Source organism: Curtobacterium sp. YR515 (genome assembly GCF_900113095.1).
Classification (GTDB): domain Bacteria; phylum Actinomycetota; class Actinomycetes; order Actinomycetales; family Microbacteriaceae; genus Curtobacterium.
In genome coordinates this window covers 556,518-582,967 of sequence record NZ_FOOD01000004.1, presented here as the reverse complement: position 1 = coordinate 582,967, position 26,450 = coordinate 556,518, and the positions used below count along the sequence as shown (strand labels likewise).

At 71.6% G+C, this 26,450-nt stretch carries 25 protein-coding genes and 4 tRNA genes; 14 read left to right on the top strand and 15 right to left on the bottom strand.

Going from position 1 to position 26,450, the window contains the following annotated elements:
• Window positions 1-7: 7 nt before the first annotated feature.
• The 8 genes from BM028_RS14080 to csrA are packed head-to-tail and all read left to right on the top strand — an operon-like array spanning window position 8 to window position 6,801.
• The gene (locus BM028_RS14080) at window positions 8-541 is read left to right on the top strand and encodes a FliO/MopB family protein (RefSeq protein ID WP_092387226.1); all 534 of its coding nucleotides are present in this window, start codon (window positions 8-10) and stop codon (window positions 539-541) included.
• Window positions 538-1,359 (top strand): flagellar type III secretion system pore protein FliP, encoded by an 822-nt coding sequence (fliP, locus tag BM028_RS14075; protein WP_092387224.1) that lies wholly within the window; start codon window positions 538-540, stop codon window positions 1,357-1,359. Before BM028_RS14080 ends, fliP begins: the two co-directional genes overlap by 4 nt.
• Window positions 1,359-1,634 (top strand): flagellar biosynthesis protein FliQ, encoded by a 276-nt coding sequence (gene fliQ, locus BM028_RS14070; protein WP_070418905.1) that lies wholly within the window; start codon window positions 1,359-1,361, stop codon window positions 1,632-1,634. The genes fliP and fliQ overlap by 1 nt, the downstream gene beginning before the upstream one ends.
• Complete coding sequence (locus BM028_RS14065; RefSeq protein ID WP_070418906.1) at window positions 1,634-2,392, top strand: flagellar biosynthetic protein FliR; 759 nt, start codon at window positions 1,634-1,636, stop codon at window positions 2,390-2,392. Before fliQ ends, BM028_RS14065 begins: the two co-directional genes overlap by 1 nt.
• A gap of 4 nt (window positions 2,393-2,396) precedes the next feature.
• Window positions 2,397-3,578, top strand: coding sequence for an EscU/YscU/HrcU family type III secretion system export apparatus switch protein (locus tag BM028_RS14060; protein WP_071301625.1), 1,182 nt, complete (start codon window positions 2,397-2,399; stop codon window positions 3,576-3,578).
• Window positions 3,575-5,629: a flagellar biosynthesis protein FlhA gene (locus tag BM028_RS14055; protein WP_092387222.1), complete on the top strand. Its 2,055-nt coding sequence runs from the start codon at window positions 3,575-3,577 to the stop codon at window positions 5,627-5,629. The genes BM028_RS14060 and BM028_RS14055 overlap by 4 nt, the downstream gene beginning before the upstream one ends.
• On the top strand, window positions 5,604-6,536 hold the full coding sequence (locus tag BM028_RS14050) for a hypothetical protein (RefSeq protein ID WP_139219830.1): 933 nt from the start codon (window positions 5,604-5,606) through the stop codon (window positions 6,534-6,536). Before BM028_RS14055 ends, BM028_RS14050 begins: the two co-directional genes overlap by 26 nt.
• Before the next feature lie 4 nt (window positions 6,537-6,540).
• A complete protein-coding gene (csrA, locus tag BM028_RS14045) occupies window positions 6,541-6,801 on the top strand; it encodes a carbon storage regulator CsrA (RefSeq protein ID WP_070418910.1) in 261 nt (86 codons plus the stop codon).
• 20 nt (window positions 6,802-6,821) lie between these two features.
• Here csrA and BM028_RS14040 read toward each other — a convergent pair whose 3' ends face one another.
• Entirely contained in the window at window positions 6,822-8,912 is a 2,091-nt protein-coding gene (locus BM028_RS14040; protein ID WP_092387219.1) for an acyl-CoA dehydrogenase family protein, read from the bottom strand.
• A 205-nt stretch (window positions 8,913-9,117) separates the two neighbouring features.
• Between BM028_RS14040 and BM028_RS14035 the strand changes: the two genes are divergently transcribed.
• Window positions 9,118-10,581 (top strand): peptide MFS transporter, encoded by a 1,464-nt coding sequence (locus tag BM028_RS14035; RefSeq protein WP_092387217.1) that lies wholly within the window; start codon window positions 9,118-9,120, stop codon window positions 10,579-10,581.
• 146 nt (window positions 10,582-10,727) lie between these two features.
• On the opposite strand, the gene BM028_RS14030 is transcribed toward BM028_RS14035, so the two are convergent.
• The 6 genes from BM028_RS14030 to BM028_RS14005 form a co-directional block, all read right to left on the bottom strand.
• Window positions 10,728-11,018: a hypothetical protein gene (locus BM028_RS14030; protein WP_254789589.1), complete on the bottom strand. Its 291-nt coding sequence runs from the start codon at window positions 11,016-11,018 to the stop codon at window positions 10,728-10,730.
• 23 nt (window positions 11,019-11,041) lie between these two features.
• Window positions 11,042-11,959: a glycoside hydrolase family 16 protein gene (locus BM028_RS14025; protein ID WP_092387215.1), complete on the bottom strand. Its 918-nt coding sequence runs from the start codon at window positions 11,957-11,959 to the stop codon at window positions 11,042-11,044.
• A gap of 258 nt (window positions 11,960-12,217) precedes the next feature.
• Complete coding sequence (locus BM028_RS14020; RefSeq protein ID WP_092387213.1) at window positions 12,218-15,586, bottom strand: ATP-binding protein; 3,369 nt, start codon at window positions 15,584-15,586, stop codon at window positions 12,218-12,220.
• Window positions 15,583-16,377, bottom strand: coding sequence for a DUF4194 domain-containing protein (locus BM028_RS14015; RefSeq protein ID WP_092387211.1), 795 nt, complete (start codon window positions 16,375-16,377; stop codon window positions 15,583-15,585). The genes BM028_RS14020 and BM028_RS14015 overlap by 4 nt, the downstream gene beginning before the upstream one ends.
• Window positions 16,374-17,906, bottom strand: coding sequence for a DUF3375 domain-containing protein (locus tag BM028_RS14010; protein ID WP_092387209.1), 1,533 nt, complete (start codon window positions 17,904-17,906; stop codon window positions 16,374-16,376). Before BM028_RS14010 ends, BM028_RS14015 begins: the two co-directional genes overlap by 4 nt.
• 84 nt (window positions 17,907-17,990) lie before the next feature.
• Window positions 17,991-18,063: transfer RNA gene (locus BM028_RS14005), tRNA-Val, on the bottom strand.
• Between the two features lie 205 nt (window positions 18,064-18,268).
• Here BM028_RS14005 and BM028_RS14000 point away from each other — a divergent pair.
• The 3 genes from BM028_RS14000 to BM028_RS13990 all read left to right on the top strand — a co-directional run bounded on the left by BM028_RS14000 (window position 18,269) and on the right by BM028_RS13990 (window position 18,586).
• Window positions 18,269-18,340, top strand: a tRNA-Gly gene (locus BM028_RS14000).
• An 82-nt stretch (window positions 18,341-18,422) separates the two neighbouring features.
• Window positions 18,423-18,496, top strand: a tRNA-Cys gene (locus BM028_RS13995).
• Window positions 18,497-18,511: 15 nt separating this feature from the next.
• Window positions 18,512-18,586, top strand: a tRNA-Val gene (locus BM028_RS13990).
• A 146-nt stretch (window positions 18,587-18,732) separates the two neighbouring features.
• Here the strand turns inward: BM028_RS13990 and BM028_RS13985 are convergent.
• On the bottom strand, window positions 18,733-19,260 hold the full coding sequence (locus tag BM028_RS13985; RefSeq protein WP_070418917.1) for a hypothetical protein: 528 nt from the start codon (window positions 19,258-19,260) through the stop codon (window positions 18,733-18,735).
• Window positions 19,261-19,513: 253 nt separating this feature from the next.
• Between BM028_RS13985 and BM028_RS13980 the strand changes: the two genes are divergently transcribed.
• Window positions 19,514-19,837, top strand: a complete 324-nt coding sequence (locus BM028_RS13980; RefSeq protein WP_070418918.1) for a hypothetical protein — start codon at window positions 19,514-19,516, stop codon at window positions 19,835-19,837.
• A gap of 13 nt (window positions 19,838-19,850) precedes the next feature.
• Here BM028_RS13980 and BM028_RS13975 read toward each other — a convergent pair whose 3' ends face one another.
• Together BM028_RS13975 and BM028_RS13970 are read right to left on the bottom strand one after the other, a co-directional pair.
• Window positions 19,851-20,675 carry an ornithine carbamoyltransferase gene (locus BM028_RS13975; RefSeq protein ID WP_070418919.1) on the bottom strand — a complete coding sequence of 275 codons (825 nt, stop codon included), beginning with the start codon at window positions 20,673-20,675 and terminating at the stop codon, window positions 19,851-19,853.
• Window positions 20,676-20,736: 61 nt separating this feature from the next.
• Complete coding sequence (locus BM028_RS13970) at window positions 20,737-21,417, bottom strand: HAD family hydrolase (protein ID WP_092387207.1); 681 nt, start codon at window positions 21,415-21,417, stop codon at window positions 20,737-20,739.
• A 44-nt stretch (window positions 21,418-21,461) separates the two neighbouring features.
• Here BM028_RS13970 and BM028_RS18895 point away from each other — a divergent pair, with 44 nt between their 5' ends.
• Entirely contained in the window at window positions 21,462-22,538 is a 1,077-nt protein-coding gene (locus BM028_RS18895) for a GNAT family N-acetyltransferase (protein ID WP_092387205.1), read from the top strand.
• Here BM028_RS18895 and BM028_RS13960 read toward each other — a convergent pair.
• The 5 genes from BM028_RS13960 to BM028_RS13940 all read right to left on the bottom strand — a co-directional run bounded on the left by BM028_RS13960 (window position 22,504) and on the right by BM028_RS13940 (window position 26,445).
• Window positions 22,504-23,373: an SMP-30/gluconolactonase/LRE family protein gene (locus tag BM028_RS13960; RefSeq protein ID WP_092387203.1), complete on the bottom strand. Its 870-nt coding sequence runs from the start codon at window positions 23,371-23,373 to the stop codon at window positions 22,504-22,506. The two genes, BM028_RS18895 and BM028_RS13960, sit on opposite strands and share 35 nt — an antisense overlap.
• Before the next feature lie 12 nt (window positions 23,374-23,385).
• Window positions 23,386-23,628, bottom strand: coding sequence for a hypothetical protein (locus tag BM028_RS13955; protein WP_070418921.1), 243 nt, complete (start codon window positions 23,626-23,628; stop codon window positions 23,386-23,388).
• A gap of 102 nt (window positions 23,629-23,730) precedes the next feature.
• On the bottom strand, window positions 23,731-24,516 hold the full coding sequence (locus BM028_RS13950) for an alpha/beta fold hydrolase (RefSeq protein ID WP_092387201.1): 786 nt from the start codon (window positions 24,514-24,516) through the stop codon (window positions 23,731-23,733).
• Window positions 24,517-24,545: 29 nt separating this feature from the next.
• Window positions 24,546-25,643: a fatty acid desaturase family protein gene (locus BM028_RS13945; RefSeq protein WP_092387199.1), complete on the bottom strand. Its 1,098-nt coding sequence runs from the start codon at window positions 25,641-25,643 to the stop codon at window positions 24,546-24,548.
• A gap of 88 nt (window positions 25,644-25,731) precedes the next feature.
• The gene (locus BM028_RS13940; protein ID WP_070418924.1) at window positions 25,732-26,445 is read right to left on the bottom strand and encodes a GAF and ANTAR domain-containing protein; all 714 of its coding nucleotides are present in this window, start codon (window positions 26,443-26,445) and stop codon (window positions 25,732-25,734) included.
• Window positions 26,446-26,450: the final 5 nt, after the last annotated feature.

Below are 26,450 nucleotides of genomic sequence, written 5' to 3'. Positions count from 1 at the left end.
CCCCGACGTGGACACCGCCGTCATCGTCCTCCGCGTCGCGCTCTCGCTCGGCGTCGTGCTCGCCCTGATGTGGGTGCTCCACCGTCGCGTCGCGAAGAGCGGCCTGGGTGCGGGCAAGGCCAAGGGCCGCCGCTCGGCGTCGGTCGAGGTCGTCGGCCGCCAGGGCATCGGCGGCAAGGCGAGCGTCGTCGTCGTCGACGTCGAGGGCGAGCGCCTCGTGCTCGGTGTCTCCGAGCACGGTGTCGCCCTGCTCACCAGCGGGCAGGCGCCGTCGCCGGAACTCACGATCGTGACCGGGCCGGTGACGCTGCCGGTGCGTCCGACCCCGTCGGCCGACCGCTTCCGTCAGGAACTGGAGCAGCAGACGGCAGCCGAGCCGAGCCTCCCGTCCGACGCGGCGCAGCCGCTGCCCATGCGTCCCCGCAACCGCCGCTCGCAGCGCACCACGCTGCCCACGGCGCAGCAGCTGCAGGGGTCGATCCTGTCCGCCGACACCTGGCGGCAGGCCGCTTCGGCGCTCCGGAACCGGCGGGCCGGGTGACCGCGGCACGCACCGGACGCCTGATCGCCCTCCTCCTGCTGGGGGTGACGATCGTCGCCGGCTTCCTCATGCTCACGGCGACCGGCGCCCACGCGGCCGGTGTCGTGCAGCCGACCGCTCCCGCCACGCCCACGCCGCCGTCGACCGGTGACTTCAGCGTCAGCGTGAACGGCCCGGACGGCACCCCGTCGTCCGCCGTGGTCACCCTGATCGGGATCACCCTGCTCAGCGTCGCACCGGCCCTCATGCTGATGATGACGTCGTTCACGAAGATCTTCGTGGTGCTCGCGATGACGCGGAACGCCCTCGCGCTGCAGTCCATCCCGCCGAACCAGGTGCTGGCCGGCCTCGCGCTGTTCCTGTCGCTCTTCGTGATGGCCCCGGTCCTCGGGCACATCAACGACGACGCCCTGCAGCCGTACCTCGCCGGCCACCTCGACTTCACCCAGGCGGTCGAGATCGGGACGAAGCCGCTGCGGACCTTCATGCTGCACCAGACGCGTGAGGAGGACGTGGCGCTCATCACCCGTGCCGCCGATCAGGACAACCCGAAGTCGATGGCCGACGTGCCGATGACGACGGTGATCCCCGCGTTCGTGATCTCCGAGCTCCGCAGCGCCTTCATCATCGGGTTCGTCATCTTCATCCCGTTCCTGGTCATCGACCTCGTCGTCTCCGCGGCGCTCATGTCGATGGGCATGATGATGCTCCCGCCGGTCATGATCTCGCTCCCGTTCAAGATCCTGCTGTTCGTCCTCGTCGACGGGTGGGGGCTCATCATCAAGTCCCTCATCGAGAGCTACCAGGTGGTGCACTGATGAACCAGCAGGCCGTCATCGACCTCACGCTCCAGGCGCTCCTGGTGTCGGCGAAGCTCGCCGCGCCCGTGCTCGTGACGTCGCTCGTCGTGGGCTTCGCGATCTCGCTGTTCCAGTCGGTCACGCAGATCCAGGAGGTCACGCTCTCCTTCGTGCCGAAGGCCGTCGCCGTCGCGATCGCCCTGGTCGTCTGCGGCAACTGGATGATCTCGGAGATGGTCGGGTTCACGCACGTCGCGTTCGACATGATCCCGAAGCTCTTGGGAACGGCCTGATGGAGCTGTCGATCGACGGCGACCGCCTCGAGGCGACGATGCTCGCCGGCGTCCGCCTCGTCGCGTTCTTCGTCATCGCGCCGCCGTTCTCGTACCGCGCCTTCCCCGCGACGGTGAAGGTGATCCTCGGCATCGGGCTGGCGATCGGCGTCGCCCCGCGCGTCGCGGTCGGGTACGAGTCGCTCGACACCGGACCGTTCCTGCTCGCGCTCCTGACGCAGCTCCTCGTCGGGCTCGCCCTCGGGTTCCTCGTGTTCCTCGTGTTCGCCGCCGTGCAGTCGGCCGGTGCGCTCATCGACCTGTTCGGCGGGTTCACGCTGGCGCAGGCCTTCGACCCGCAGTCGCAGGTGAACGGCGCCCAGTTCACGCGGCTGTTCCAGATGGCGGCGCTCGCGCTGCTGTTCGCCTCGGGCGGGTACCAGCTCATCGTCGCCGGCCTCGTGCGCTCCTTCGACGCGGTGCCGCTGACCGGCACGTTCGACCTCGGCGGCCTGGCGTCCGTGCTCGTCACCGCGCTCACGCAGATGTTCCTCTCGTCGCTGCAGATCGCCGGGCCCCTCGTGGTGGTGCTCTTCCTCGCCGACGTCGGCCTGGGCCTGCTCACGCGCGTCGCCCCGGCGCTCAACGCCTTCCAGATGGGCTTCCCGATCAAGATCGGGCTGACCGTCGTCTTCGCCGGCGCGCTCTTCATGGCCCTGCCGTCCGTCGTCTCGTCCCTCACCGGCGACGCGGTGGCCGCGATCACGGGACGGGGGTGACGACGTGTCCGACAGTGGAGAACGCTCCGAGCAGGCGACCCAGAAGCGCATGCGCGAGGTCCACCAGAAGGGCCAGATCGGGCGGTCGCAGGACCTCGGCGCGTGGATCGGGATCGCGGTCGCGGCACTCATGATGCCGTCCGCGATCGGCAACGCCGCCGCCGCGGGCTCCGAGCAGCTCCGAGCCGTGCAGCGCGTCATCGCCGACCCGACGATCGGCACCATGAACGCCGTGTTCCACGAGGCCCTCGGCTCGCTCGGCGGGACCCTCGGCCCGATGCTCGGGGTCGTCGCCGTCGCCGTGCTGGCCGCAGCGGTCGCGCAGGGCGGCGTGCACGTCCGGAAGCTGGCGCCGCAGCCCGAGCACTTCGACCCGATCCAGGGCCTGAAGCGGGTGTTCGGTACCCAGGCGCTCTGGAACGGGTGCAAGGCGCTCCTCAAGACCGCCGTCGTCGGCCTCGTCCTCTGGATGGCCGTGCAGGCACTCGTCCCCGTCCTCATGACGAGCGGATCGCTCCCGCTGTCCGCCGTGCTCGACGCCGCGGCCGCCGGCACCGGCACCCTGCTCCGGGCGGCGATCGTCGCCGGCCTGGTCCTCGCCGCGCTCGACGTCTTCGTCGTGATCCGCCGCAACCGCAAGCGCACGATGATGACCAAGCGCGAGGTCAAGGACGAGAACAAGCACGCCGAGGGCGACCCGCTCGTGAAGTCCCAGCGCCGGTCCCGACAGCTCGCGATGAGCCGGAACCGGATGGTGCAGGCGATCGGCACCGCGGACGTCGTGATGACGAACCCGACGCACTACGCCGTCGCGCTGTCGTACGAGCCGGGGAAGTCCGCGCCGCGCGTCGTGGCGAAGGGCGCCGGTCCGGTCGCGGCGATGATCCGTGACAAGGCGCTCGAGGCCCGGGTGCCGATCGTCCAGGACGTCCCGCTCACCCGTGCGCTGCACGCCGCGTGCGAGCTCGGGCAGGAGGTGCCGGTCGACCTCTACACGCCGGTCGCCCGCGTGCTGTCGTTCGTCATGGCGCTCAAGGCCAGGGGAGCGGCGGCCGGGACGCACGCCCCGCCGCGGCCGACCACCCCGGACGAGGTCGCGACGGTCATCGACCCGGCCACGATCAGCGGGGACCTCCGGCCCCGGAAGCTCCGCCCGAACTCGACTCCCGAAGGGGTGCCCGCATGAACCGCAAGGACCTGCCGAAGCTCGTCGTCCCGGTCTTCATCGTCGGCATCATCCTGCTGCTGATCCTGCCGGTGCCGTCCTTCCTGCTCGACTTCCTCATCATCTGCAACATCCTGCTGGCGCTGGTGATCCTGCTCACGACGCTGTTCGTGAAGAAGCCGCTCGACTTCTCGGTGTTCCCGTCGCTGCTGCTCGTCGCGACGCTGTTCCGGCTCGGCCTGAACGTCGCGTCGACGCGGCTCGTCCTCGGCGAGGGGTTCGCCGGCGACGTCATCCAGGCGTTCGGCCACGTGGCGGTCTCCGGCTCGATCATCATCGGCGCGGTCATCTTCCTGATCCTCGTCGTCATCCAGTTCGTCGTCGTGACGAAGGGCGCCGAGCGCGTCGCCGAGGTCGGGGCACGGTTCACCCTGGACGCGATGCCCGGCAAGCAGATGGCGATCGACGCGGACCTCAACGCGGGGCTCATCACCGACGCCCAGGCGAAGGAACGCCGTGCCGCCGTGTCCGCCGAGGCCGACTTCTACGGCGCCATGGACGGTGCGTCGAAGTTCGTCAAGGGCGACGCGATCGCCGGCATCCTCATCATCGTCATCAACCTCGTCGGCGGCATCGCCATCGGCATGGTGCAGAACGGGCTGTCGATCACCGACGCCCTGTCGAAGTACGGCATCCTGACCATCGGCGACGGGCTGGTCACGCAGATCCCGGCGCTCCTCATGGCGGTGTCGACGGGCATGATCGTCACCCGCTCCGGCGCCGAGACCGAGATCGGCACCTCGGCGTCGCAGCAGCTCACCCAGTCGCGGAACGCCCTCGTGATCGCGGGCGTGGCGGCGATCGCGATGGGGTTCATCCCCGGCATGCCGATCGTCCCGTTCCTGGTCATCGGCGCCACGCTGCTCATCATCGGGTGGCGCCTCGGGCAGAACACCAAGCGCGAGGAGGCAGCCGTCGCCCAGCAGCAGGCCATGGAGGCCGCCGCGCCGAGCGCCGACACCCCCGAGGACCTCATCGAGCAGATGCGCGTGCACGCCCTCGAGATCCTGCTCGCGCCCGACCTGGTCGACATGGTGTCCGGCGCCTCGGACGACCTGCTCGGCCGCGTCCGGGCACTCCGCCGGAAGATCGCGATCGACATGGGGATCGTCGTCCCGCCCGTCCGGACCCGCGACAGCATCGAGCTCCCGCCGTCGACCTACGCCATCCGCATCGCCGGCGTCGAGGCCGGCCGGGGCACCGCACCGTCGCGCAGCGTGCTCGCCCTCGGCGACCACCTCGAGGGGCTCCCGGGGGAGACCACCGTCGAACCGGTGTTCGGCCTCGCTGGCAAGTGGGTCCCCGCCGAGCTCCGGCACGCCGCCGAGATGACCGGCGCGACCGTCATCGACCGCGTCTCCGTGCTCGTCACGCACCTGCAGGCGATCATCGGCGACAACGCCGCGCGGCTCCTCACCCGCGAGGACGTCAAGGTCCTCACCGAGGGCGTCAAGCAGGTCAACCCCGCGGCCGTCGAGGAACTCGTCCCCGGGATGCTCTCGCTCGCCGAGCTGCAGCGGGTCCTCCAAGGCCTGCTCGCCGAACGGGTCCCGATCAACGACCTCGGCCGGATCTGCGAAGGCCTCACGCTCCGCGCGAAGGTGTCGACCGACCCGGAGGGGCTCGTCGAGGCCGCCCGCGCCGCACTCGGCCCCGCGCTGCCCGCCCGGTACCTCGACGCCGGCACGCTCCGGGTCATCATGATCGACCCGCTGCTCGAGCAGTCGATGCTCGAGGGGCTCCGGCCGTCCGAGCAAGGGACCCAGATCGTCCTCGACGCCCACCGCATCGAGCAGGTCCTCGGGTCGCTCCGCGAGGCCGTCCGCTCCGTCGAGGACCAGGGGATCTCCGCCGTCCTCGTCTGCGCCCCGCAGCTCCGCCCGGCCGTGCACCGCATGGTCTCCGCGCAGTCGAACGGCCTGCCGGTGCTCTCCTACCAGGAGGCCACCGCCGCGGGCTCCACCATCGAGACCGTGGGAGTGGTCCGTGCCGCCGACCCGATTGCAGCGTAACGGCGCCACGCTCGACGAGCTCCGGGACGCCGTCCGCTCGGAGTTCGGACCGGGCGCACGCATCGTCGCCGCCGAGCGCGTCACCACACCCGGCATCGGCGGGCTGTTCCGCAAGGCGCACGTCGAGGCCACCGTCGAGGTCCCCGGCCCCGACGACGTCCCGACCGCGCGCGTCGCCATCGCCGACTCGCCGGTGCAGCGGGTGGGCATCGCTGCGCTCCTGGCCGACGCCGAAGCCGCGGAGGCGCGCATCGCCGGCCACGACGGCACCGCGTCCACGCGGGCCGACGCGTTCGCGTCGGTGCTCGACGGCTTCGTCGCCGACGGGATCACGGGGAGCGCCCCGCGCCCGACACGTGCACTGCCGGAGGCGGGGGCCGAGGAGCCGGGCGGGTCGCGCCTCCTGGACGTGCCCGGTCCGTCGGTCGTTCCTGGAGGGACGGCTCGGCTCGTCGACGACGTCGTGGCCGAGCAGCTGGTCGCCGCCACCGCGCCCACCCGGCCCGGCCCGTCGGTCCGGTCCGCCGACGGCGACCTCGTGCTGCTCGTCGGTCGTCCGAACGACGTGGACGCAGCCGCAGGGATCTTCGCGACCCGGCACGCACTCCGGCCGACCGACGCGGCCGACCGGCGGAGCGGGATCCTCGCCCGTGCCGAGGGCGTCCGCGACGGGTACGCCCTGCTCGCGGTCGCCGCCTGGGACGACGTCGCGACGGCCGCCGGACTCGCACCCGACCAGGTCTGGGTCGTCGTGGACGTCGGTCGGAAGCACGAGGACTCGGTCCGCATGCTCGCCGCCGTCGCCGACCGAGCCCACGTGGCCGGGGTCGTGGCGATCGGCGCGGGGGAGACCGCCACGCCGGAGTCGGTGCACCTGCTGGGAGTCCCCGTCGTGTCGCTAGGCTGAACGGGTGCTGGTACTCACGCGGAAGGTCGGCGAGCGGATCCTCGTCGGTGACGACATCGTCATCACGGTGCTCGACAGCCGCGGGGACGGCGTCCGGATCGGTATCGACGCGCCTCGCGGGGTGAAGATCCAGCGCGAAGAGGTCGTGCGCGCGGTGACCGAGGCCAACGCCGAGGCCGCTGCCGCTGCTGCCGGCGCCGGGGACGACGCCGAGGCGCGGCTCCGCCGGGCCCTCGAGGACCGCGGGCCCGCCGGCGACGCCTGACGCGCGCCCCACGTCCAGCGCTAGGCGCGGGGCTTCTTCTCCTGCTCGGGGAGGCGACCCGCGGCCGCCTCGGCGGCGAACCAGGCCTGCGCCTCGTCCTGCCGGGCCTGCTCGGCACCGAGCGCGATCGGTGCACGGACGTGGCCGGCCTCGTACCCGAACGAGTCGAGCAGCTGCGGGATGACCGGCCGGACCCGGGCGACGAGGCGGTCGATGTACGCCGAGACCGCCCGCGCCCGCTGCGCCGTGATGCGCCCGTGCATGAGGTACCAGTCGAGGTGCTGCTCCAGCAGGCCGAGGGCGAACAGGTCGCGGAGCCAGACGAGCACGCGGCGGGTGTCCCCCGGCGGGACCTCGTCGATGGCCTCGGTGAAGGCCTCCCACTGCATGAGCTCGGCGTGGGCCTTGGCCGCCTCGATGAGCTCGTGCTGCGAGCGGTTGAGCAGTCGGGCACCGCGTGAGCGGTCCTTGCCGGCCGACGCGAGGCGCATGCCGATCTCGGTGACCATCGTGTCGACGCGGCCGGCGAGCAGGTCGCGCTGCGTCTTGGCGTCCTGCAGGTCCGTGACGGACGCGGCGAGCGAGCCGCGGTCGGTCATGGTCTGCCCGAGGCGCCGGAGTCCGGTGGCGTCGGCGAGCTTCGTGGCCGCCTGGGCCGCGACGAACTTCGCGGTCGACGCCGGGTCCTTCGGTGCCTTCGCGCGGAAGTCTGTGAGGAGGCGCTTGCCGACGAGCTGGAGCAGCACGGTGTTGTCGCCCTCGAACGTCACGTAGACGTCGAGGTCGGCGCGGAGTCCGGTGAGGCGGTTCTCGGCGAGGAACCCGGCGCCACCGCAGGCCTCGCGGCACTCCTGGAGCGTGTCGAGGGCCGACCACGTGGACATCGACTTGAAGGCCGCTGCCTGGGTCTCGAGGTCCTCGCGACGCTGCGGGGTGTCCTCACGCCCGCTGAACACGTCGTCGAAGGTGCGGAGGAGCTTCTCGTGGGCGAACGACTGCGCGAACACCGTGGCGAGGCGGGGGATCAACCGGCGCTGGTGCCGGCCGTAGTCGAGCAGGACACCCTCGGTGCCGTCGCCCGTCGGGAACTGGCGGCGCTGTGCCGCGTACGTCAGCGCGATCTCCAGGCCGATCTTCTGGGCGACGACCGCGGCGCCGTCGAGCGAAACGCGGCCCTGCACGAGGGTGCCGAGCATGGTGAAGAAGCGGCGACCGGGCGAGGCGATCGGCGAGGAGTAGGTGCCGTCCTCGGCGACGTCGCCGTAGCGGTTCAGCAGGTTGGTGCGGGGGACGCGCACGTGGTCGAAGTGCAGTCGGCCGTTGTCGATGCCGTTCAGGCCGCCCTTGTAGCCGTCGTCCTCGCCGCCGACACCGGGCAGGAACGCACCCTCGGCGTCGCGGAGCGGCACGTAGAACGCGTGGACGCCGTGGTCGACGCCCTGCGTCACGAGCTTCGCGAAGACGACAGCCGCCTTGCCGTGCAGGGCGGCGTTGCCGATGTAGTCCTTCCACGCGCCGCGGAAGGGCGTGTGGATCTCGAACTCCTGGGTCGCCGGGTCGTAGGTCGCCCGCGTGGCGATGCTCTGGACGTCCGAGCCGTGCCCGGTCTCCGTCATCGCGAAGCAGCCGGGGACCTCGAACGAGACGATGCCCGGCAGGAACTCGCGGTGGTTCCGTTCGGTGCCGAGGTGGTGCACGGCCGAGCCGAACAGCCCCCACTGCACGCCGGCCTTGATCTGCATCGAGGGGTCGGCCGTGGTGAGCTCCTCGAACGCGGCGAGGTTGCCGCCGTGGTTGCTCGAGCCGCCGAACTCCTCGGGGTAGGGGCGCTGGATCGCACCCGCGTCGACGAGGATGCGGAGCTGGTCGAGCGTCCGGGCGCGGGCGTCGGCGTAGGGCATGCCCTCGACCTTGTGCATCGCCGGGTCGAGCGCGAGTCGGCGCGAGGCACGGCGGTCGTCCGCCCAGCGGCCGAGCAGGTGCTCGGCGAGCAGGTCGACGTCGATCCGGACGTCGGTGTCCGTCCCGCCGGCGGGCGTGCCCGCGGCGGGGTCGCCGGCGGCGTCGGCCTTGGGCGTGTTCGTGCTGTGGACGGGTGCGGTGTCGACCATGGTCGGAGCCCTCCTGAACTGCTCTGTCCGGTGTTGCAGAACCCACGCTATTGATCGGACCCGCGAGTCGCGTGAACGCCGTCCGGGGCTGACAACGCGGGTGGCCCGTGGGTCGACCGCGGTCGTGGGAACCCTCCAAACGACCGCGCCCGGCGTTCCTGAGGCGAGTTCAGCGATTCGGCGCGGCCCGGCTCCGAGGGGCAGAATGTGCGGCATGTCAGGTACCACCACACCCGCACGCGGGCGGACCTTCTTCGGGCAGCCGTTCGAGTTGTCGACGCCGTTCGCCGTCGAGCTCTGGGAGCGGTTCTCGTTCTACGGGATGCAGGGCATCGTCCTCATCTACATGTACTACACGCTCTCGCAGGGCGGGCTGGGCATCGACAAGGGCGTCGCCAGCGGGATCATGGGTGCCTACGGCGGTGCCGTGTACCTGTTCACGATCATCGGGGCGTGGATCGCCGACCGGCTGCTCGGTGCGGACCGGACGTTGTTCGGCAGTGCCATCGTCGTGATGCTCGGGCACATCGCCCTCGCGCTCATCCCCGGTGTCGCGGGCGTCGGCGTCGGCCTCGTGCTCATCGCGCTCGGCTCCGGCGGGCTCAAGGCCACGGCGACGACGATCGTCGGCGGGCTCTACAGCCGGGACGACCCCCGTCGTGACGCCGGCTTCTCGCTGTACTACCTCGGCGTGAACCTCGGGGCGTTCTTCGGTCCGCTCCTGACCGGCCTGCTGCAGAGCTCGCTCGGCTTCCACTACGGCTTCGGCCTGGCCGCGGTCGGCATGGCGGCCGGGCTCGTGCAGTACGCGATCCGCCGCCGCAAGCTGCCGGAGTCCGTGCGCCACGTCACGAACCCCGTCGACCGCCGTCGGCTCCCGCTCATCGGCGTGCTCGTCCTCGTGGCACTCGCGGTGATCGTGGTCGCCGTGCTGACGGGGCTCCTGAACGTCGACAACCTGCCCACCGTGGTCGTCGCCATCGTCATCCTCGCCACGATCGGGTACTTCGTGGTGATCCTCTCGAGCGGCATCACCGCGCAGGAGCGGTCGCGCGTGTTCGCCTTCATCCCCCTGTTCATCGGCAGTGCGGTGTTCTGGTCGCTGTACCAGCAGCAGTTCACCGTCGTGACCGTCTACTCCGACGAGCGCCTCGACCGGTCCCTGTTCGGCTGGGAGATGCCGGTCTCGTGGGTGCAGTCGATCAACCCGGTCTTCATCATCGTGCTGTCCGGTGTGTTCGCGGCGATCTGGACGAAGCTCGGCGACCGTCAGCCGTCCACCCCGACGAAGTTCGCCCTCGGCACCGGCATCATGGGCGTCGCGTTCCTGCTCTTCCTGCCCTTCGTCGGCACCGGGCAGAACGGCACGCCGCTGCTCGCCCTCGTCGGGATCCTGCTCGTCTTCACGATCGCCGAGCTCCTGCTGTCGCCGGTGGGCCAGTCGGTGGCCACGAAGCTCGCACCGCCGAAGTTCCAGACGCAGATGGTGGCCCTGTTCTTCCTGTCGGTGTCGCTCGGCACCGCCGTCACGGGGGTGCTCTCGCAGTACTACCACCCGACGGACGAGGCGCCGTACTTCGCCGTCCTCGGGCTCGTCGCCGTCGCGGTCGGGGTCGTCCTGCTCGTCCTCGCCAAGCCGGTGCTGAAGCTCATGCGCGGCATCCGCTAACCTGAGGGCAGCCAGACCGGCCCCGGAACCAAGGAGTCACCAATGCTCGAACTCATCGCAGGCGTCATCATCGGCATCGGCGTGCTCGGTGGCGTGGGGGTCTGCATGGCCTTCGCGGCCATGATGAAGAGCGGCAACGAGGAGTACTAGCCCTCGGTGTCCGGTGCCGGCTCGACCGGCACCAGCTGACGACTCAGGACGGTCGCGCGCTCGAACGGGCCGCGGCCGTCCTTCGTGTACACGGGTTCCTCGAACGCGACCGTCCAGGTGCGCTGGGTCCCGCCGAGCTGGCTGGCGCCCGGTGCGACGATCACGCCGATCGGCTCGTCGGCCCACTCCTCGCCGCCCTGGTCGGTGTCGACGACCTGCACGAGGGCGCCGATACCGAGGCCCGGTCGGTCGTCGGGGCGGGGGCTGGGGGAGCGGCGTCCGAACACGCGCCCACCGTACCGCGCGTGGATCAGTTCCAGATGGAGATCCAGTCGACGGACACGGTGCCCGATGCGTCCGTCGGGACGGCGCCGTGGTCGGTCCACGTCTCGCCCTGCAGGGTCACGCGCATCGGCTTCGTCGGCACGGCCTCGGTGGTGGAGGAGACGAGCTCCCCGTCCCAGTAGAAGCGGACGATGCCCGTGTCCCACTCGGTGGTGGCGACGTGGTACTCGGTGGTGTCGGTCTTCGCGTGGACCTGCACCGAGCGGTCGTACTTGACGTGACGGTTCGCGTACGTTCCCGGGATCGCGGACGCGGGGCGCGGCGATGCCCCGAGCGTGAGTGACTCCGGCCAGTCGATCTCGCCGTCGTTCCACTCGTCGGAGGACGGCCACAGCATGCCGACGAACTTGTACCCGTCGGTGACCGTGGTCTTGTAGCGGATGCTGACGCGTGCCGACGTGTGCGGCGCGTACCCGTCCGGCATGACCGCGGCGACGAGCGGTCGGCCGTCCTCGGAGTGGAAATTGAAGTCGAGGTTGCCGTCGGCGACGGACAGCACCTTCGCAGGGGCGTACGTGCCGAGTCCGCTGGTGTCCTGGAATCCGTCGTAGAGGCCCATGCCGGGGTAGACGGATGCCACCGTGCCGAGTGCGGCGGGCTTCGTGAAGTCCTCGGCGTACGACTGCCGCCACGTGCGTCCGTTCGACGTGACGTCGCCGACCGGGAGCGTCGTCGGCACGGCGGTCGGGGTCGCGGTCGGGGTCGGGGTGGGTGTGGGCGTCGGTGTCTGCTTCGGCGTCGGTGTGACCAGCGGAGTCGCCGTGGCGGTGGTCGGTGCCGCTGTCGACCCCGGTGCCGTGGAGGACGGGACACACGCAGCGAGCGCGCCGGCGACGAGGAGCCCGGTGACGATCGCGCCTGCGGTGCGTGTGCGAGTGGTCACGGTACGGTCCCTGCTGGAGTCGGTGGAGCTCCTGGCGATCGTAGCCAAGGAGTGCCCGGCGGCCTGCTGTTGCCGGCACCCCAGTCCGGGGGTGGCGGGAACGGTCGCCCTGGTCGCACGACATGCCGTGCGCCCGTCGCCGGGGTCGCACGAGGTGCCGCTGCTGCCGGCGCCGGGCGGCAGTTCGTGCGACCCCGGCGGCCCGCGAACGGGCGGTCGGCCCACGGACGGGCGGCGGCCCGGGGACGGGCGGCGCGCCTACGCCCCCACGGCAGCCCGCGCGATCTCGGTGATCGACGAGTGTCCGGTGTCCGGGTGCTTGCGCATCGACAGGAGCCGCTCCATCGAGGGCTCCAGCGCCGTGACCTTGTCGAGCGGCGCACTCACGACGAGCTGGAACCCGAGCCGCAGCCACGCCGTCACCGCACGCCCCGCGAACTCCGAGTCCGCCTTGATGAAGGCCTCGTCGAGGAACACCGGCGCGAACCGCGGCCGCGGCCGGGTCTCGTCGCCGAGCTGGTACCGGAGCGCGGCACCGACGATGAACGCCACGAGCTCCTGCGTCTCACCGCCGGACTTGTCGCCGAGGGACGAGTACACGCCGAGGTCGTTGCCCTCGGTGTCGTACCGCACGGCCGTGATCTCCATGTGTCGCCGGACGTCGAGCACGGCGTCGCGCTGCGTGGTCCGGCCGCCACGCGGGACGGACGGGTCGGGGCGGATGACGGCCATGAAGCGTCGGAGCCGGCGGAACCGGGTCTCGAGCACGTCGTCCGTCAGGTCGGTGTCGACGGACGCCGACAGTGCCCGCAGCTCCCGGCGGAAGGCCGTGACCTCTTCGCGCGTGACCCGGCGGATCTGGATCTTCAGCCGGTCGCGGTTCGCACCGAAGGGCAGCTCGCGGAGGATCTCGTTGACCGGTTCGAGCCGCTCCTCGATCTCGACGACGGCCCGGTCGAAGGCACCGGCGAGCGGGACGAGGTCCTCGCCGCTCCACTGCGACAGGCGTCGGCGCCACTCGCTCCGGCGGGAGTGCAGGCCGGTCGCGACGATCTGGTCGAGGATGGCGCGGTAGTCGGGGTAGGACGCGACGCCGGTCCCGAGGTTCGGGTCCGGCCAGGCGTCCTGGTAGCGCTGGAAGGTCAGCGTCAACGCGGTCGAGGCCGACGCGGCGCCGTCGAGCGCCTGCGCGAGGCGTTCCTCGAGCCGGCGCTTCAGTCGGCGGGTGGCGTCGTCGAAGCCGTCGACGCCGTCCGGTGCTCCGATCTCCTCGAACGTCTCGGACAGCAGCTGTGCCTGTCGGTCGTCCGGCAGGGCGTCAGGGGTGTCCTCGAAGCGCGACAGGATCTCGGCCGCGGCGTCCTGACCGTCCACGAGCACGGCGTGCCGCTCCTCGAGCCGGGCGACCGACTGGCGGGCAGCGGCGCGACGGTCCGACGCCTCGTCGAGGGACGCCCGGAGCCGACCCACGGCCGAACGCAGCGTGCGGAGGCCGTCGTCGGCGGCGAGGAGTGCCTGGCGTTCCTGGTCGAGGCGGGCGAGCGAGTCCTCGAGCCCGACGACGTCGATCGCCTCCCACGTGACGTCGACGATGTGCTGGTGCGCGGCGCGGAGGACGTCGAGCGCCGTGATGTCCTGGGCGACGTCGGTACGCCGGGCCTCGAGCGTGGCGAGGTCCTCGGCGATCGCGGCCAGCTCCTGCTCCACCGAGGCGACCCGCGCCTCGTTCGTGAAGCCGATGACGTTCGCCTGACGTCGGTCGCCGTGGGCACCGCGTCGACCGTCGCGGAGCTGCCCGGACTCGGTGACGCGCCGGCCGCCGCCGCCGAGGTCCGCGGCGGACCCGACGCACCGGGCGTCGGTGCGGTCGGACTCGATGCGCTCGCGCACCCAGGTGCTGAACGGCGACTGCTTGATCGCGAGCTTGCCGGACACCATGGACGGGTCGCCGTCGACGTCGATGTGCGGCCCCGTCGGCACGCCCTCGAACTGCACGCGCACCGGCAGGCGGAGCGCGTCGATCGCCTCGCTGAAGTCGGCGAGGCGGTCCTGGTCGACCAGGAGCGTGCGGGCGACGGGCGCCAGGACGGACTCGATCGCCGTGCGCCAGCGCTCCTCGCCGGGCAGCACGTCGAGCAGTTCGGCGACGAAGGGCAGCTCGGACGGGTCGATGCCGGCGGCGCGGGCCATCGCCAGTCGGGCCTCGTGCATCGGCAGCGGCATGGCGCCCTGTCGGTGCTCGAGCGACTGGCGCTCCTGGCGGAGGGACCGCTCGCGGTCGAGGAGCGGGTACTCCTCGCGGGTGAGGGCGTCACGGCGCTCGTCGAGCTCCGCGCGCGACGCAGCGTAGGTGCCGAGGAACTCGTGCGACGCCCGCTGCACGGCGGTGAAGGACTGCTCGGTGGACACGGGCGACCCGAGCACGGCCGTCCGCTCGTCGAACGTCGCCCGGGTGCGGACGACGGCGTCGCGCTCGCGCGTCCGACGGTCGATGCGGTCCTCGAGCTGGGCCAGCGCGTTCCCGCCCTGGTCGCGGAGCCGGGCCTCGGCATCGCGCAGCTCGATCTCGACCGCGGCGTGCCGGGCCTCCGCCGCGGCGACCTCGGCGCGGGCAGCCGTGCGTTCGCGCCCGTTGCGGTCCACCTCGGCGTCCAGGAGCGCGCGCTTGCGCGATGCGGTCCAGTGCGCGAACGGGGACACCTCGGCGCCGGTCGCGATCCCGTCGAGCGCCTCGGCCGCGGCCCTCGAGCGCGCGATCTCGGCGTGCAGTTCGGTGATGGGGGAGAGGATGCGGACCTTGCGCTCCTCGGTGTCCATCGCCTCGTACGCCTCGTCGAGGGCGGAGAAGTGCGCGAGGGCACGGTCGGCGGCCTCGTACGTGCCCGGCGTCTCGAGCACGAGCGACTTGTACAGGGCGTCGACGGTGGGCAGGTGCTGCCCTGCCTGGATGCGCGCGAGGAGCCGCATCGCCCGGTTGCCACCACCGGAGTCACCGATGCCGAGGCGGGTCTGCAGCGTGTAGGCGAGCTCCTGGTAGGTGTCGCGGATCACGAGCCCCGGCACGCGGCCGGTCAGCTCGAGGTGGTGGAAGCGCGTCGGCACGAACTCCTCGAGCCGGCGCAGGTCGAACGTGTCGTCCACCGTCGCCATGGTCATCTGGATGTCGCCGACGCCCCGCGCACGCTTCGGCACGATGTACGCGCGCAGCACCGTGAAGCGCCGCTCGTCGTCGTTCCGGAACGTCACCGCGACGGCACCCCACGTGGTCTGGTCGTCGCCGCGCAGGTTCACGTCGCGAAGGGCACCGGACTCGGGGTCGCGACGGGTGTCCACCTTGCCGCGCAGGTACGTCAGCAGGTTCCGCTGGTCGGCACTGCGCGCGCGCCCGGTGGTCGCGTCGTTCGACGCGCCGTTGAACGGCACGTCCGACGGCATCATCACGGCGAGGTACGCGTCCATCAGCGTCGACTTGCCGGTGCCGGACGCGCCCGAGATGAGCGTCGCGGTGCCGGACAGCTCGACCTGGCGGTGGCCGTGGAAGCCGCCCCAGTTCACGACCTGCATCGACTCGGCGCGCCACTGCGCGACCGTGTCGAACAGGGCCGGGATCTCGAAGGTGTCGGTCACGCTTCCGTCTCGCCTTCGTCGTCGGTGTCGGTCTCGTCGGCCAGGAGGGACGGGTCGTCCCCGTCGGTCGGCTCGCCGTCCGGGGTGGTCGCGTCCCCGGGCGCGGCGGCGGTCCGCGACGCTGTGCTCGCCAACCACGTGTCGAGGTCGCGCAGCCGCTCCAGCGGGAGCAGTACCTCGACCACGCTCGCGACCCGGAACCGGTCCGGGTCGCTCGTCTTCAGGAGGATCCGGGCGGTCACGAGGCGTTCGACCGCCTTCGCCACGCGGCCCTCGTCACGGGTGCGGTCGGTCGCCGTCGCGGGGCGGAACCCGGCGACGTGCCCGAGGATCTCGGAGCGGTCGACGACGACCTGGTCCGGGCCCGGGCGGGTGTCGGCACGGAGGCGCATGCGCAGGTAGACGAGGACGATCGTCTCCTCGCGCGTGTACGGGACGTCGCGCAGCAGCGTGGGGAAGCCGCGGCGCTGGCTCTCGGAGCGGGCCTGACGCTTCCAGGCGACCTCGCGGTCGCGGTCCACGTGCAGTTCGAGGAACAGGTCGTTGAGGCGCGAGCGGAGCTGGTACTCCGCGTCGAGCACGGCGCGCCACTCGTCGGCGTGCGTCCGTGCACTGACGTAGGAGTTGCGGAGCAGCGCCACGAGGGCACGGCGCTGCCGGTCGTCCAGTCGTCCCTCGTCGCCCTCGAAGAGGGCGAAGCTGGTCTCGTCGCGCTCGTCGTCCTGCGGGACGGGTGCGGGGTCGTCGTAGGGGACCGTCTCGTCGACCGGTGCCGGCGTCGTGTCGCTCACCGCGCCTCCTGTGCGTGTTCGTCGTTCGTCGTGTCTGGCGTCCGGTCGTGGCGCTCGTCGGTGAGCGCCGCGGTCGGCATGTGGAAGGTGACCGGGCTGCCGTCGGGACGGACCGTCCGGTGCTCCGCGAGGTGCGTGGCGGACTCGAAGTCCTCGTGACCGGTGAGGAGGTGCGCGAGCCCGAAGAGCTCGACCGGACGCCGCTGCTCCGGCGGCAGGCCGTGGAAGGCGTCGACGCTGGAGTCGGCCTCGGCGGAGCGCAGTGCCGCGCGGAGCTCGGTGAGGAGCGGTCCGCCGTGTCGCCGGAGCGTCTCCACGTCGAGTTCCTCGAAGACGTCGTCGTCCGGCTCCTCGATCGCGGGCGGCACGGACTCGGCGTCCGGGTCGTAGAACCGTTCGCGCAGCGTGCCGACCTCGGCCGTCGCCGGCAGGAGACCGAGGGGCAGCCGGTCGCGCGCCGACCCGTGCTCCATCCAGGTCGCCAGTCCGCGCTCGATCGACCGGATGACGGCGTCGAGTTCACGGTCGCGGGCGACGTCGTGCGCGACGATCTGGTCGCGCAGCGTCGCCGTGAGCTGTCGTCGCTGGGCGAGGACGTCCTCGATGCCCTGGCGGAGGATGACCACCGTGTTGCGGAAGGCCCGGCGCTCGGACGCCCCGAGGGAGTCCGCGAAGGGGTGGGCCAGGATCGTCGCGATGTCGTCTCGGAGCCGCAGCAGCAGGGCGTCGTCGCGGAGCAGTTCGAACGCGCCCTCGAACGCACGGCCCTCGGGGGTGGCCTGCATGAGGTTGTCCGTGCGGGCGAGGTAGTCGTCGAGGATCTCGCCGATCGGTCGGACCTCTTGCCGGAAGTCCTCGACGATCGAGCGGTGCATCGTCGCCACGGCTTCCTCCACGCGCTTGAAGTCGCTCGGGAGCTGGCGGATCAGGTCGGAGATGTTCGTGTAGCCGTCGCGCATCCGGGCGTCGTCCACGGTGTCCACGTCACCCTGCTCGAGTCGCTCACGCTCGGCCTGGAGCTCGGCGATCTGCGCGTCGATGCGGCGGATCTGCACGTCGGGGTCGGGCTCGGCGCGGGCGGCCCAGCGGTGCACGGCGTCGACGATCATCGCGAGCCGGCTCTCGCTGATGAGCGCCCGGTCGGACGACAGGGCGTCGACGAGGGACAGGGCCTCGAGCGCGTGGCTCGTCAGGGAGTACTGCTCGTCGCCGTCGGGGGAGTTCGAGCGGACGAGCCACTGCGCGGCGACCCACTCGCGACAGAGGGCGCGGCCGTTCGGTCGGGCGTCTTGCTCGGGCTGCTCCGCCTGCTCGTTCGCGGGGGTGCGGGCGCCGGCGGCCTGGAGCCGTGCGACGTGCTCCTCGACCTGCAGGTGCATCCGGTCCGCGGGGACGTACTGCACGTCGCGGTCGAACACCGTGCGGAACACCGCGAGGACGACGGCGCTGGTCGGCCGGGACATCAGCCGGAGGGTCGGACGGTCGAGGACTGCCCGGACCCGGGCGAACTCGAGGTCGACGTCGGTCATGCGCCCCTTCGTCCGATCTGGCTGGTGACTGTCTCAACAGATGCGAAGAGCCCGACGCTGTTGCGCCGGGCTCTTGCGGGTGGGTGGGCGATACCAGACTCGAACTGATGACCTCTTCGGTGTGAACGAAGCGCGCTACCAACTGCGCCAATCGCCCCCTGCACTGTGCGTGCCAGTCGATAGTAGCGGATGCCGGGGCCGGTGCCGAACACGGCGCGCGTCCCGGGTGTGGCGCGGGCGGTGGAAGCCGCCCGATCCGCATGAACACGGGGGACACGCCCGGTGAACGAGGAGGATTTTGGTGGATGCCCCCGGGTTCGTATAGAGTTTACGTCGTCGCCGCGACAGCGGGTCAGACAAATGCGGATGTGGCGCAGTGGTAGCGCATCACCTTGCCAAGGTGAGGGTCGCGAGTTCGAATCTCGTCATCCGCTCGAGTGTGGTGTTCTCAGGAACGTCACGACTCACCAGAGGGTATCCCACCGTTCGGGTACTCACGGAGACGTGAACCTCGATGGTGGGGTGGCCGAGAGGCTAGGCAGCGGCCTGCAAAGCCGTCCACGCGGGTTCGAATCCCGTCCCCACCTCCAGTTCCACACTCCTCTGGGCGATTGGCGCAGCGGTAGCGCGCTTCCCTGACACGGAAGAGGTCACTGGTTCGATCCCAGTATCGCCCACCACAGAAGAAAGCCCCCGGGTCTCCCGGGGGCTTTCGTGTTTGATCAGCCACTGCGCGAACCCCGGATCAGAGCACGTGGCATGGTCTCTGCGCGATCGAGCGTCCGCGTCTGCCCGTGGTGCGAGCTCGGCGTGTTCAGCCATCGGTTCAGCATCTGCGTCGGTCGCGCTCGACGGCCGACATCGGTGCCGGCGCTTCATCGGGTCGACCTCGATGAGGTGGAGCAACGGCATGGCGGACAGGCGGGGCCGGCTGCGGGTGCGTGTGACGCCATGTGGCGATGGCGGCCGCTGCACCCGCTGGTGCTGACACCAGCAAGGGGAACTGCCAGATCCAGCCGCCGCCGGAGAACGCGACCACTCCCTGCATGCAGCCGGCAGCCAGCGCACCGGCGACGACCGCGTGGGTGGCGACGTGCACCGCCGTGTTCCGGACGGAGGTGAGGAGCCTGCCGGTGACGTAGGTGAACGGCAGTGCAACGGCGGCCCCGCCGATGCTGATGATGCCGGCGATGAACACCGTGGTCATGCCGAGGAACACTGCGGAGCCGTCGGCACCGGAGAACAGGCTGACCAGGATGCACACCAGCAGCACGGTGGGGGTGGTGACACCGACCATCCACAGGTAGCTCTTGCCGACGAGCCCGAAGGTCTCACGTGCGGTCCATGTCCCCATGACTGCAACTATGCGGCAATCACGGTGCAGGCCTGTTGCTCCCGGACCGTTCGTGACCGAACAGTCAGCGTCCCGTCATGCTTGCTCCGAGTCTGCGCCATTCCGTTGACACCGCAGACGCCGACGCTGCCGTGCACCACGAGGAAGCCCCCGGGAAACCGGGGGCTTTCGTCGTTCGGTCCCTTCGAGGACGCTCACGCCAGGACGCGGTTCCCCTGCCGGTCGCCCGGTCGTTCCCGTCTACGGTTGCCCCATGTCCGACGTCGGTGCGCTCCGGCCGCTCTCCCGGGTGACGGTCTCGGTGATCTGGGCGCTTGCGGCCGTGTTCAACGCGGCGTTCGTCGCCTTCTTCGCGTTGTACACGGAGGCTCACGACCGGGCTGTCGACCGTTCGGAGTCGACCGGCGCGTTCGACCCGTCACAGTTGCTGCCGCACGATGCTGCGCTCTGGGTGGTCGCGCACGCTGCGCTCGGCCTCCTCGTCGTGCTCGACGGAGTGGGCATCGCGCTCTCCGTGCGATGTCTCCGGGTCCGGGCTGGTCGGTCGGGCCGTGCTCCCGTGCGAGTCGAGCGGTAGGGAGTGAGCCGGATCAGGCGAGACCGATGCAGTGCGCCAGCACGGCCTGCTGCACCGGCAGCAGCGACCGCTTGAAGCCGTGTCCGACGAAGGCCGGGTGTGCCACGGCGTCCGCGCTGACCTCGCGCCCGCGCACGAACGGCGGACACGGGGCGAAGCGGACGCCGGCCGGTGCGGTGTCGAGCAGGTCCGCCGTGACCCGGAACGGCTCGAGCGCCTCGGCATGCCGTCCGGGCCCGTCGGTGATGACGACGTCAGCGGTCCGGATCGCGGTCGCGAGGTCGTCCGTCCACGCGGCTCCTGGGGTCGCGAGGTCGGCGGGGCAGCACTGCACCAGGTCGAGCTGCAGGACACGTGCGGCCTCCTGCCACGCCCGGGCGATGTTGCCGTCGGCGCCCACGAAACGGAAGCGCAGCGTGCCGAGGTCGCGCTGCTCCCGCCGCAGGGCGTACAGGTCGGACAGCACCTCGCACGGGTGGTTCTCGTCGGTCATCGCGTTCACGACGGGGAGTGCTCCGGCAGCCGCGAGACCCTCGACGACGGTGAGGTCGTGGTGACGGACGACGAGGACGTCCGCCCACGAGGCCAGGTACCCGGCGACGTCCGAGAGCGCCTCGGGCTTGTCGAGCGTGGTGTCCGGGAAGACGATCGGCTGCAGTCCCATCGTCGCGGCACCGCGCTCGAACGTGACCCGCGTGCGCAGGCTGGTCGCGGGGAAGAACATCACCGCAGAGCCGTCGGTCGTCGGCCCCTGACCGGTGCGGTACGCGTCCGCGAGGGCGAAGACCTCCTCGACCTCGTCTGCCGTCCAGTCGTCGAGCCGGGTCAGGGAGCGCATCGCACCAGCCTAGGGAACGCCACGAGACCCACGGCACGAGCCGACCGGGACGCCGCGTCGTTCAGGACTCGCCGAGCGCGGACAGCACCTGGTGCCGGACGTCGAGTGCACCGTGGGCGTACCGGTCGACGAGGACGGTGCGCATCCCCGCGGACCGGGCCCCGGCGACGTCGCGGACCGGGTCGTCGCCGACGAAGAAGCACGCCGACGCGGGCACCCCCAGTGCGTCGGCGAGCGCGTGGAAGGCTCCCTCGTCGGGCTTCTGCACGCCGATGCGCTCCGAGATGCACACCACGTCGAGGGCGGTGTCGAGTCCGGTCGCCGCCAGCTTCTCGGACTGTTGCGCAGCGGACCCGTTCGTCAGCAGCCCGAGGCGGTAGCCGCGCGTCCGGAGCTCGCGGAGCAGCGGCACAACATCCGGGAACGTCCGCCAGGCGGCGCGGTAGGCGTCGAGGTGCCGCTCGAACACGCTGTCCAGAGCGTCGGGGTCGTGGGGGAGCACGATCCCGAGCGGGGGCAGGACGGTCCGGAGCCGCTCGCGCCGCTGCTCCTGGAAGCCGATCTCGCCGGAGCGCCAGCGCTCGAAGTGTTCGTCCTCGGCGGCGGACCAGGCGTCGAGCACCGACGGGGTGACGGTGACGCCCAGCCCGGTGAGGAACTGCTCCGCGCCGGTGCGGGCGGCGCCCCGGTGGTCGAAGAGGGTCCCGTCGAGGTCGAACCCGACTGCTCGCGAAGGTGCCACGCGGCCAGGGTACGGCGTGTCCCGGCGACCGTACGATGGCGGTGATGGACATCTCGCTGCGCCCCGGTACCCCCGACGACGTGGAGTGGGTCGCGGAGCTCCGGGCCGAGGTGCTCCGAGCCGATCTCCGCCGACTCGGCCGGTACGACGACGTGCGCGTCCGGGAGCGGCTGCGGCGCGGGTTCCTGCCCGACAGCACGCGGGTCATCGTGGTCGACGGCGCCGACGTCGGCTCCGTCACGGTCCGGTTCGACGGCAGCGACCGGTGGATCGAGCACCTCTACCTCGCGCCGCACCTGCAGGGGTGCGGCATCGGGTCGACGGTGCTGCGGACCGTGCTGGCCGAGCCGCACGCCGGGGACACGCGACTCATCGTGCTGCAGGGGAGTGCGGCACAGCGGCTCTACGCGCGGCACGGGTTCGTCCGTGACCACGAGGACGACGTCGACGTGGTGATGGTGCGTCCCGGCGACCCGGACCCCGTCACGTCGGCGTACTCGCGTCGCGCCGCCGAGTACATCGAGCACCTGGGGTCGATGACGTCCGTGCACGCGGCCGACGAGGCGCTGGTGACGGCGTGGGCGTCGACCGTCGACGGACCCCTGCTCGACGCCGGGTGCGGCCCCGGACACTGGACCGCACAGCTCGCCTCGCTCGGTCACGACGCACGGGGTGTGGACCGGATCCCGGAGTTCGTCGCCCACGCCCGGCAGGCGCACCCGGGCATCCCGTTCGCGGTCGCGGACGTCGACGCGCTCCCCGACGAGCCGGAGAGCCTCGGTGGCGTCCTGGCCTGGTACTCGCTGATCCACCACGACCCGGCTGCCCTGCGACGTCCGCTCGAGGAGTTCGCGCGGGTCCTCCGCCCCGGCGGCCGGCTGCTCGTCGGGTTCCCCACCGGACCGGACGTGGAGCCGTTCGACCACGCGGTCACCACCGCGCACCGGTGGTCGGTGGACCGTCTGGCAACAGCGGTCTCCGCAGCGGGCTTCGACGTCGTCGAGGCGGTCACCCGAGACGCCGACGACGCGACCCCGCGGCCGCACGGAGCGATCTCCGCGCGGCGTCACGACCGACCGGTCGCCGTCACCACCCCGGGACCTCGACGCGCACGGAACTGATCCGACCGGCCCGGGTCCGTGCCGTCACGGCGGGGTCGTAGCTGTCGGCGGTCGCGAGGTAGAGCGTGCGCCCGTCATCGCCGCCGAGCGCACAGTCGATCGCACACCGCCCCGGGGCCTCGATGCGGTCCGTCACCGTGCCGCCCTCGACGACCCGCAGGAACTCGCCGGTGTCGACGGAGCAGACCCAGACCGCGCCGTCGCGGTCGACGGTGCTGCCGTCCGGCGTGGTGCCGGCGGGGAGCGCCGCCCACTCGCGTCGTCCGGCCAGGGAACCGTCGGGCTCGATGTCGAACGCCGTCAGACGACCACCCCACGTCTCGCTGACCACGAGCGTGCGGGTCCCCGGGAGGACGTTCGCACTGTTCGGGAAGACGAGCCCGTCCGCGGCGAGGCGGTGGGACCCGTCGGTGCCGATCACCCAGAGCGGGCCGGGGCGGAGCTCCTCACCGCCGTAGAGGTCGTAGCCGAAGGCGCCGATGTAGGTGCGGCCGGTCGCGTCGTCGACGACCAGGTCGTTGAGCAGCGAGGACTCGACCCCGGACAGGTCGGCGAACACCTCGGCCGCGCCGTCCCCGCCCACGGCCACGACCGTGCGGGACTCCATCGCGCTGACGATCAACCGGCCGTCCGGCAGCCACCCGAGGCCCGAGGACTGCCCGTACACCGTGGCCTCGAGCCGGGGCTGCGCGCCCGGGCCGGGGCGCAGCGAGAACACCTCGCCCGTGTGCATGTCGGAGTACCAGAGCCGGCCGTCGTGCCACCGGTTGCCCTCGGGGAACCGGATGTCGGTGACGACGTCGGTCGCGGTCGTGGAGTCGAGTGTGATGTGCACCGACCCAGCCTCTCAGAGCTCGCCGGGAGGCCCCGACTGCCAGCGGACCCACGCCTCGAGCTGCGCCTTCGCGCTCTCGAGACTGGTGTGGAAGCCCGTCATGTCGCCGTCCCGCAACCGCACGACGTACCGCGACCCGAAGACCACCGTGCCGATCACGACGGAGCCGCACCGCGCCTCCCAGGTCCGCGGATCGACCGCCGCCCAGCGGACGTCGTCGGTCTCGGAGTGGTCGGTGCTGGGGAGGGAGGTCATGGTGCTTCCGGTCGCTGGACGATGGGATCGTTCCGGCGGCCGTGGGCTGGGGTCACCTGGCTCGAAGGTAGTCCTCGGCGCCTGGGCGGCGGACGCCCCGGCTCAGGCCATCCGGTCGAGCCAGTCGCGGAACAGCGCCGCCGCGACGGCCGGACGTTCCAGGTGGGCGTTGTGCCCCGCCGCGTCGAGCACGGCGTACGTCGCGCGGGGGTAGTGGTCGCGCAGCGCCCAGCCGTCCTCGTACCCGACCACGTCGTCCTGACGGCCGAAGAGGTGCAGTGTCGGCGCGGTGAACGGATCGGGGTGGAGCGCCTCGGGTTCGGTGCGCAGCGCGTAGTCGGACGCGATCCGGTCGACCACGGCCTGGTCGGCGGCGCGCAGGCCGGGGAGCACGGACTGTTCGTACGCCTCGAGCGTCGCGGTGGTCTGGACGACGCTGAGCGCGGCGAAGTCGTCGCGGGCGGCACCGGGCTCGGCCGCGGCGACCACGGCCGGATCGGGGAGGACGACCTGTCGCGGGGGCACTCGTCGGCGTGCGTGGTCCGGTTCGACGACGCCGACGATCGTGGCGAGGCCGAGCACCTGGCCGCGGAGCTCGTGCGCGACGGAGCGCGCGACCATGCCGCCGAACGAGTTGCCGACGATCGCGAACGGCTCGTCGCCCAGGTGCGCACGGACCGCTTCCCGGACGGCGTCGGCGACGTCCTGCGCGCTCGAGGCCGAGGGGTCGTACCCCGGCGACTCGCGGACCCACGGCAGGTCGAGGTGGACCCACCGCCACGGCGCGTCCGTGACGGCGCGCTCGAGGGGGAGCAGGATGCGGTGGTCGATGCCGAAGCCGTGCACGGCGACGAGCGGGCGGCCCTGACCGGTGGTGCGTGTGATCACGCTCGGACCCTAGCGGGGACCGCCGACGGTCACGGGGCCCGGAATTGCTCGACCACCGGGCAGGCGAACGGATCGCTCGCCGCCAGGCCGACCTCGTTCAGGTACCGGACGACGATCACGTAGGAGTGCACGAGGGTCGTCTCGGTGTACGGCACCCCCTGCTCGTCGCAGTACCGGCGCACGAGGTCCCGCGCCGCACGGAGGTTCGGCCGGGCCATGCTCGGGAAGAGGTGGTGTTCGACCTGGTGGTTCAACCCGCCCATGAAGAACTCGACCCACCGCCCGCCGCTGATGTCGCGGGAGGTCAGCACCTGGCGGGAGAGGAAGTCGACCCGGCGTCCGGCCTCGATGATCGGCATGCCCTTGTGGTTCGGCGCGAACGCGATCCCCATGCAGAACCCGAACACCGCCAGCTGGACGCCGAGGAACGCGAACGCGATGCCGATCGGCAGGACCCAGAAGACCGCGCCGACGTAGAGCACGAAGCGTCCGGCGAAGACGGACCCCTCGGCCCAGCGGTGCTTGACGGCTCCGCGTCCCGTGTAGGTGCGGATCGACTGCCAGTGCAGGTTCGCGCCCTCGACGAGGAGCATCGGGAAGAACGCCCACCCCTGCACCCGGACCAGGACGTGCAGGAACCCGGTGCGGCTCCGCGCGTCCTCCGCCCGGAAGGAGATCGCGTCGAACGAGATGTCCGGGTCCTTGCCGACCGTGTTCGGGTTCGCGTGGTGCCGGGTGTGCTTGTTCATCCACCAGGCGTAGCTGATGCCGGTCAGGAACGTGCCGACGTACCGTGCGGCACGGTCGTTCCAGTCGTGACTGGCGAAGACCTGCCGGTGTGCCGCCTCGTGCGAGAGGAACGCGAACTGGGTGAAGAGCAGTCCGAGCACCCCCGCGACGACGAGCTGCCACCACGAGCCGCCGAGCACGGCGAACGCGGTGCCCGTGGCGACGAGCAGCGCCGTGAGGACGGCGACGAGCCCCCAGTACCAGCCGGTCCGACGCCCGAGGAGTCCGGCGGTGCGGACCTGGGCGAGCAGCGCGGTGTAGGTCGACGTCGTGTCGGTCAGGCCGACGCGCGGTGTGGTCTTCCGGTAGCCGACCGGTGCGGTCGTGTCGTCGACCATGGTGTCCTCCTGGGTGCAGCGGTGACGCTGTAACCGGGGACCGGGGCTACGTGGTGTCCTGCACGCTACGCGGAGCGACCTGCGCGGCTCAGGGGATGACGAGTCGCCGTTCCACGACCGCGCGCGCGACGTCGGCGAGCAGCTCCTGGTTGGACCGCGCGTGGGCGCGCAGCTTCGCGAAGGCCTGGTCCATGTCGATCCGGTGGGTCTGGGCGAGGAAGCCCTTCGCCTGCTCGATGACGATCCGGCTGTCGAGCGCGCGCTGGAGCTGCTGCTGCGCCAGGTTGGCGTGTTCGAGCGACCGCTGCTGCAGGATGCTGATCGTGGCCACGTCCGTGAGCGCCTGGGCGGCGAGGGCGTCTTCGCGGTTCAGGGCGCCCTCGGTCTCTCGGAACAAGTTGAGCGACCCGAGCGTGGTGTCGCGCAACCGCATCGGGATGGCGTGGACCGAGGCGTAGCCGGACTCGGCCGAGGCCGCGGCGAACGTCGGCCACCGGCGTTCCATCTCGGCGTGGTCGCGCACCGACACCGGGCGCCCGGTGGCGAAGCACTCCACGCAGGGGCCCTCGCCGGCGTCGAGCTGCAGGAGTCCGAGGAAGCTCGACCGGTCGCTCGTGGACGCGAGGACCTCGAGCTCCTGCGACTGGTTGACGAGCAGGATGCCGGCGGCGGACGCGTCGAAGATGTCGACGACGCTGTCGACGAGGTTCTGCAGGAGTTCGACCACGTCGTAGTCGTCCACGAGGATGTCGGTCAGCGCGACGAAGGTGTCGACGAGTCGGTGCTCGCGGGTCGGTGCCATGGTGC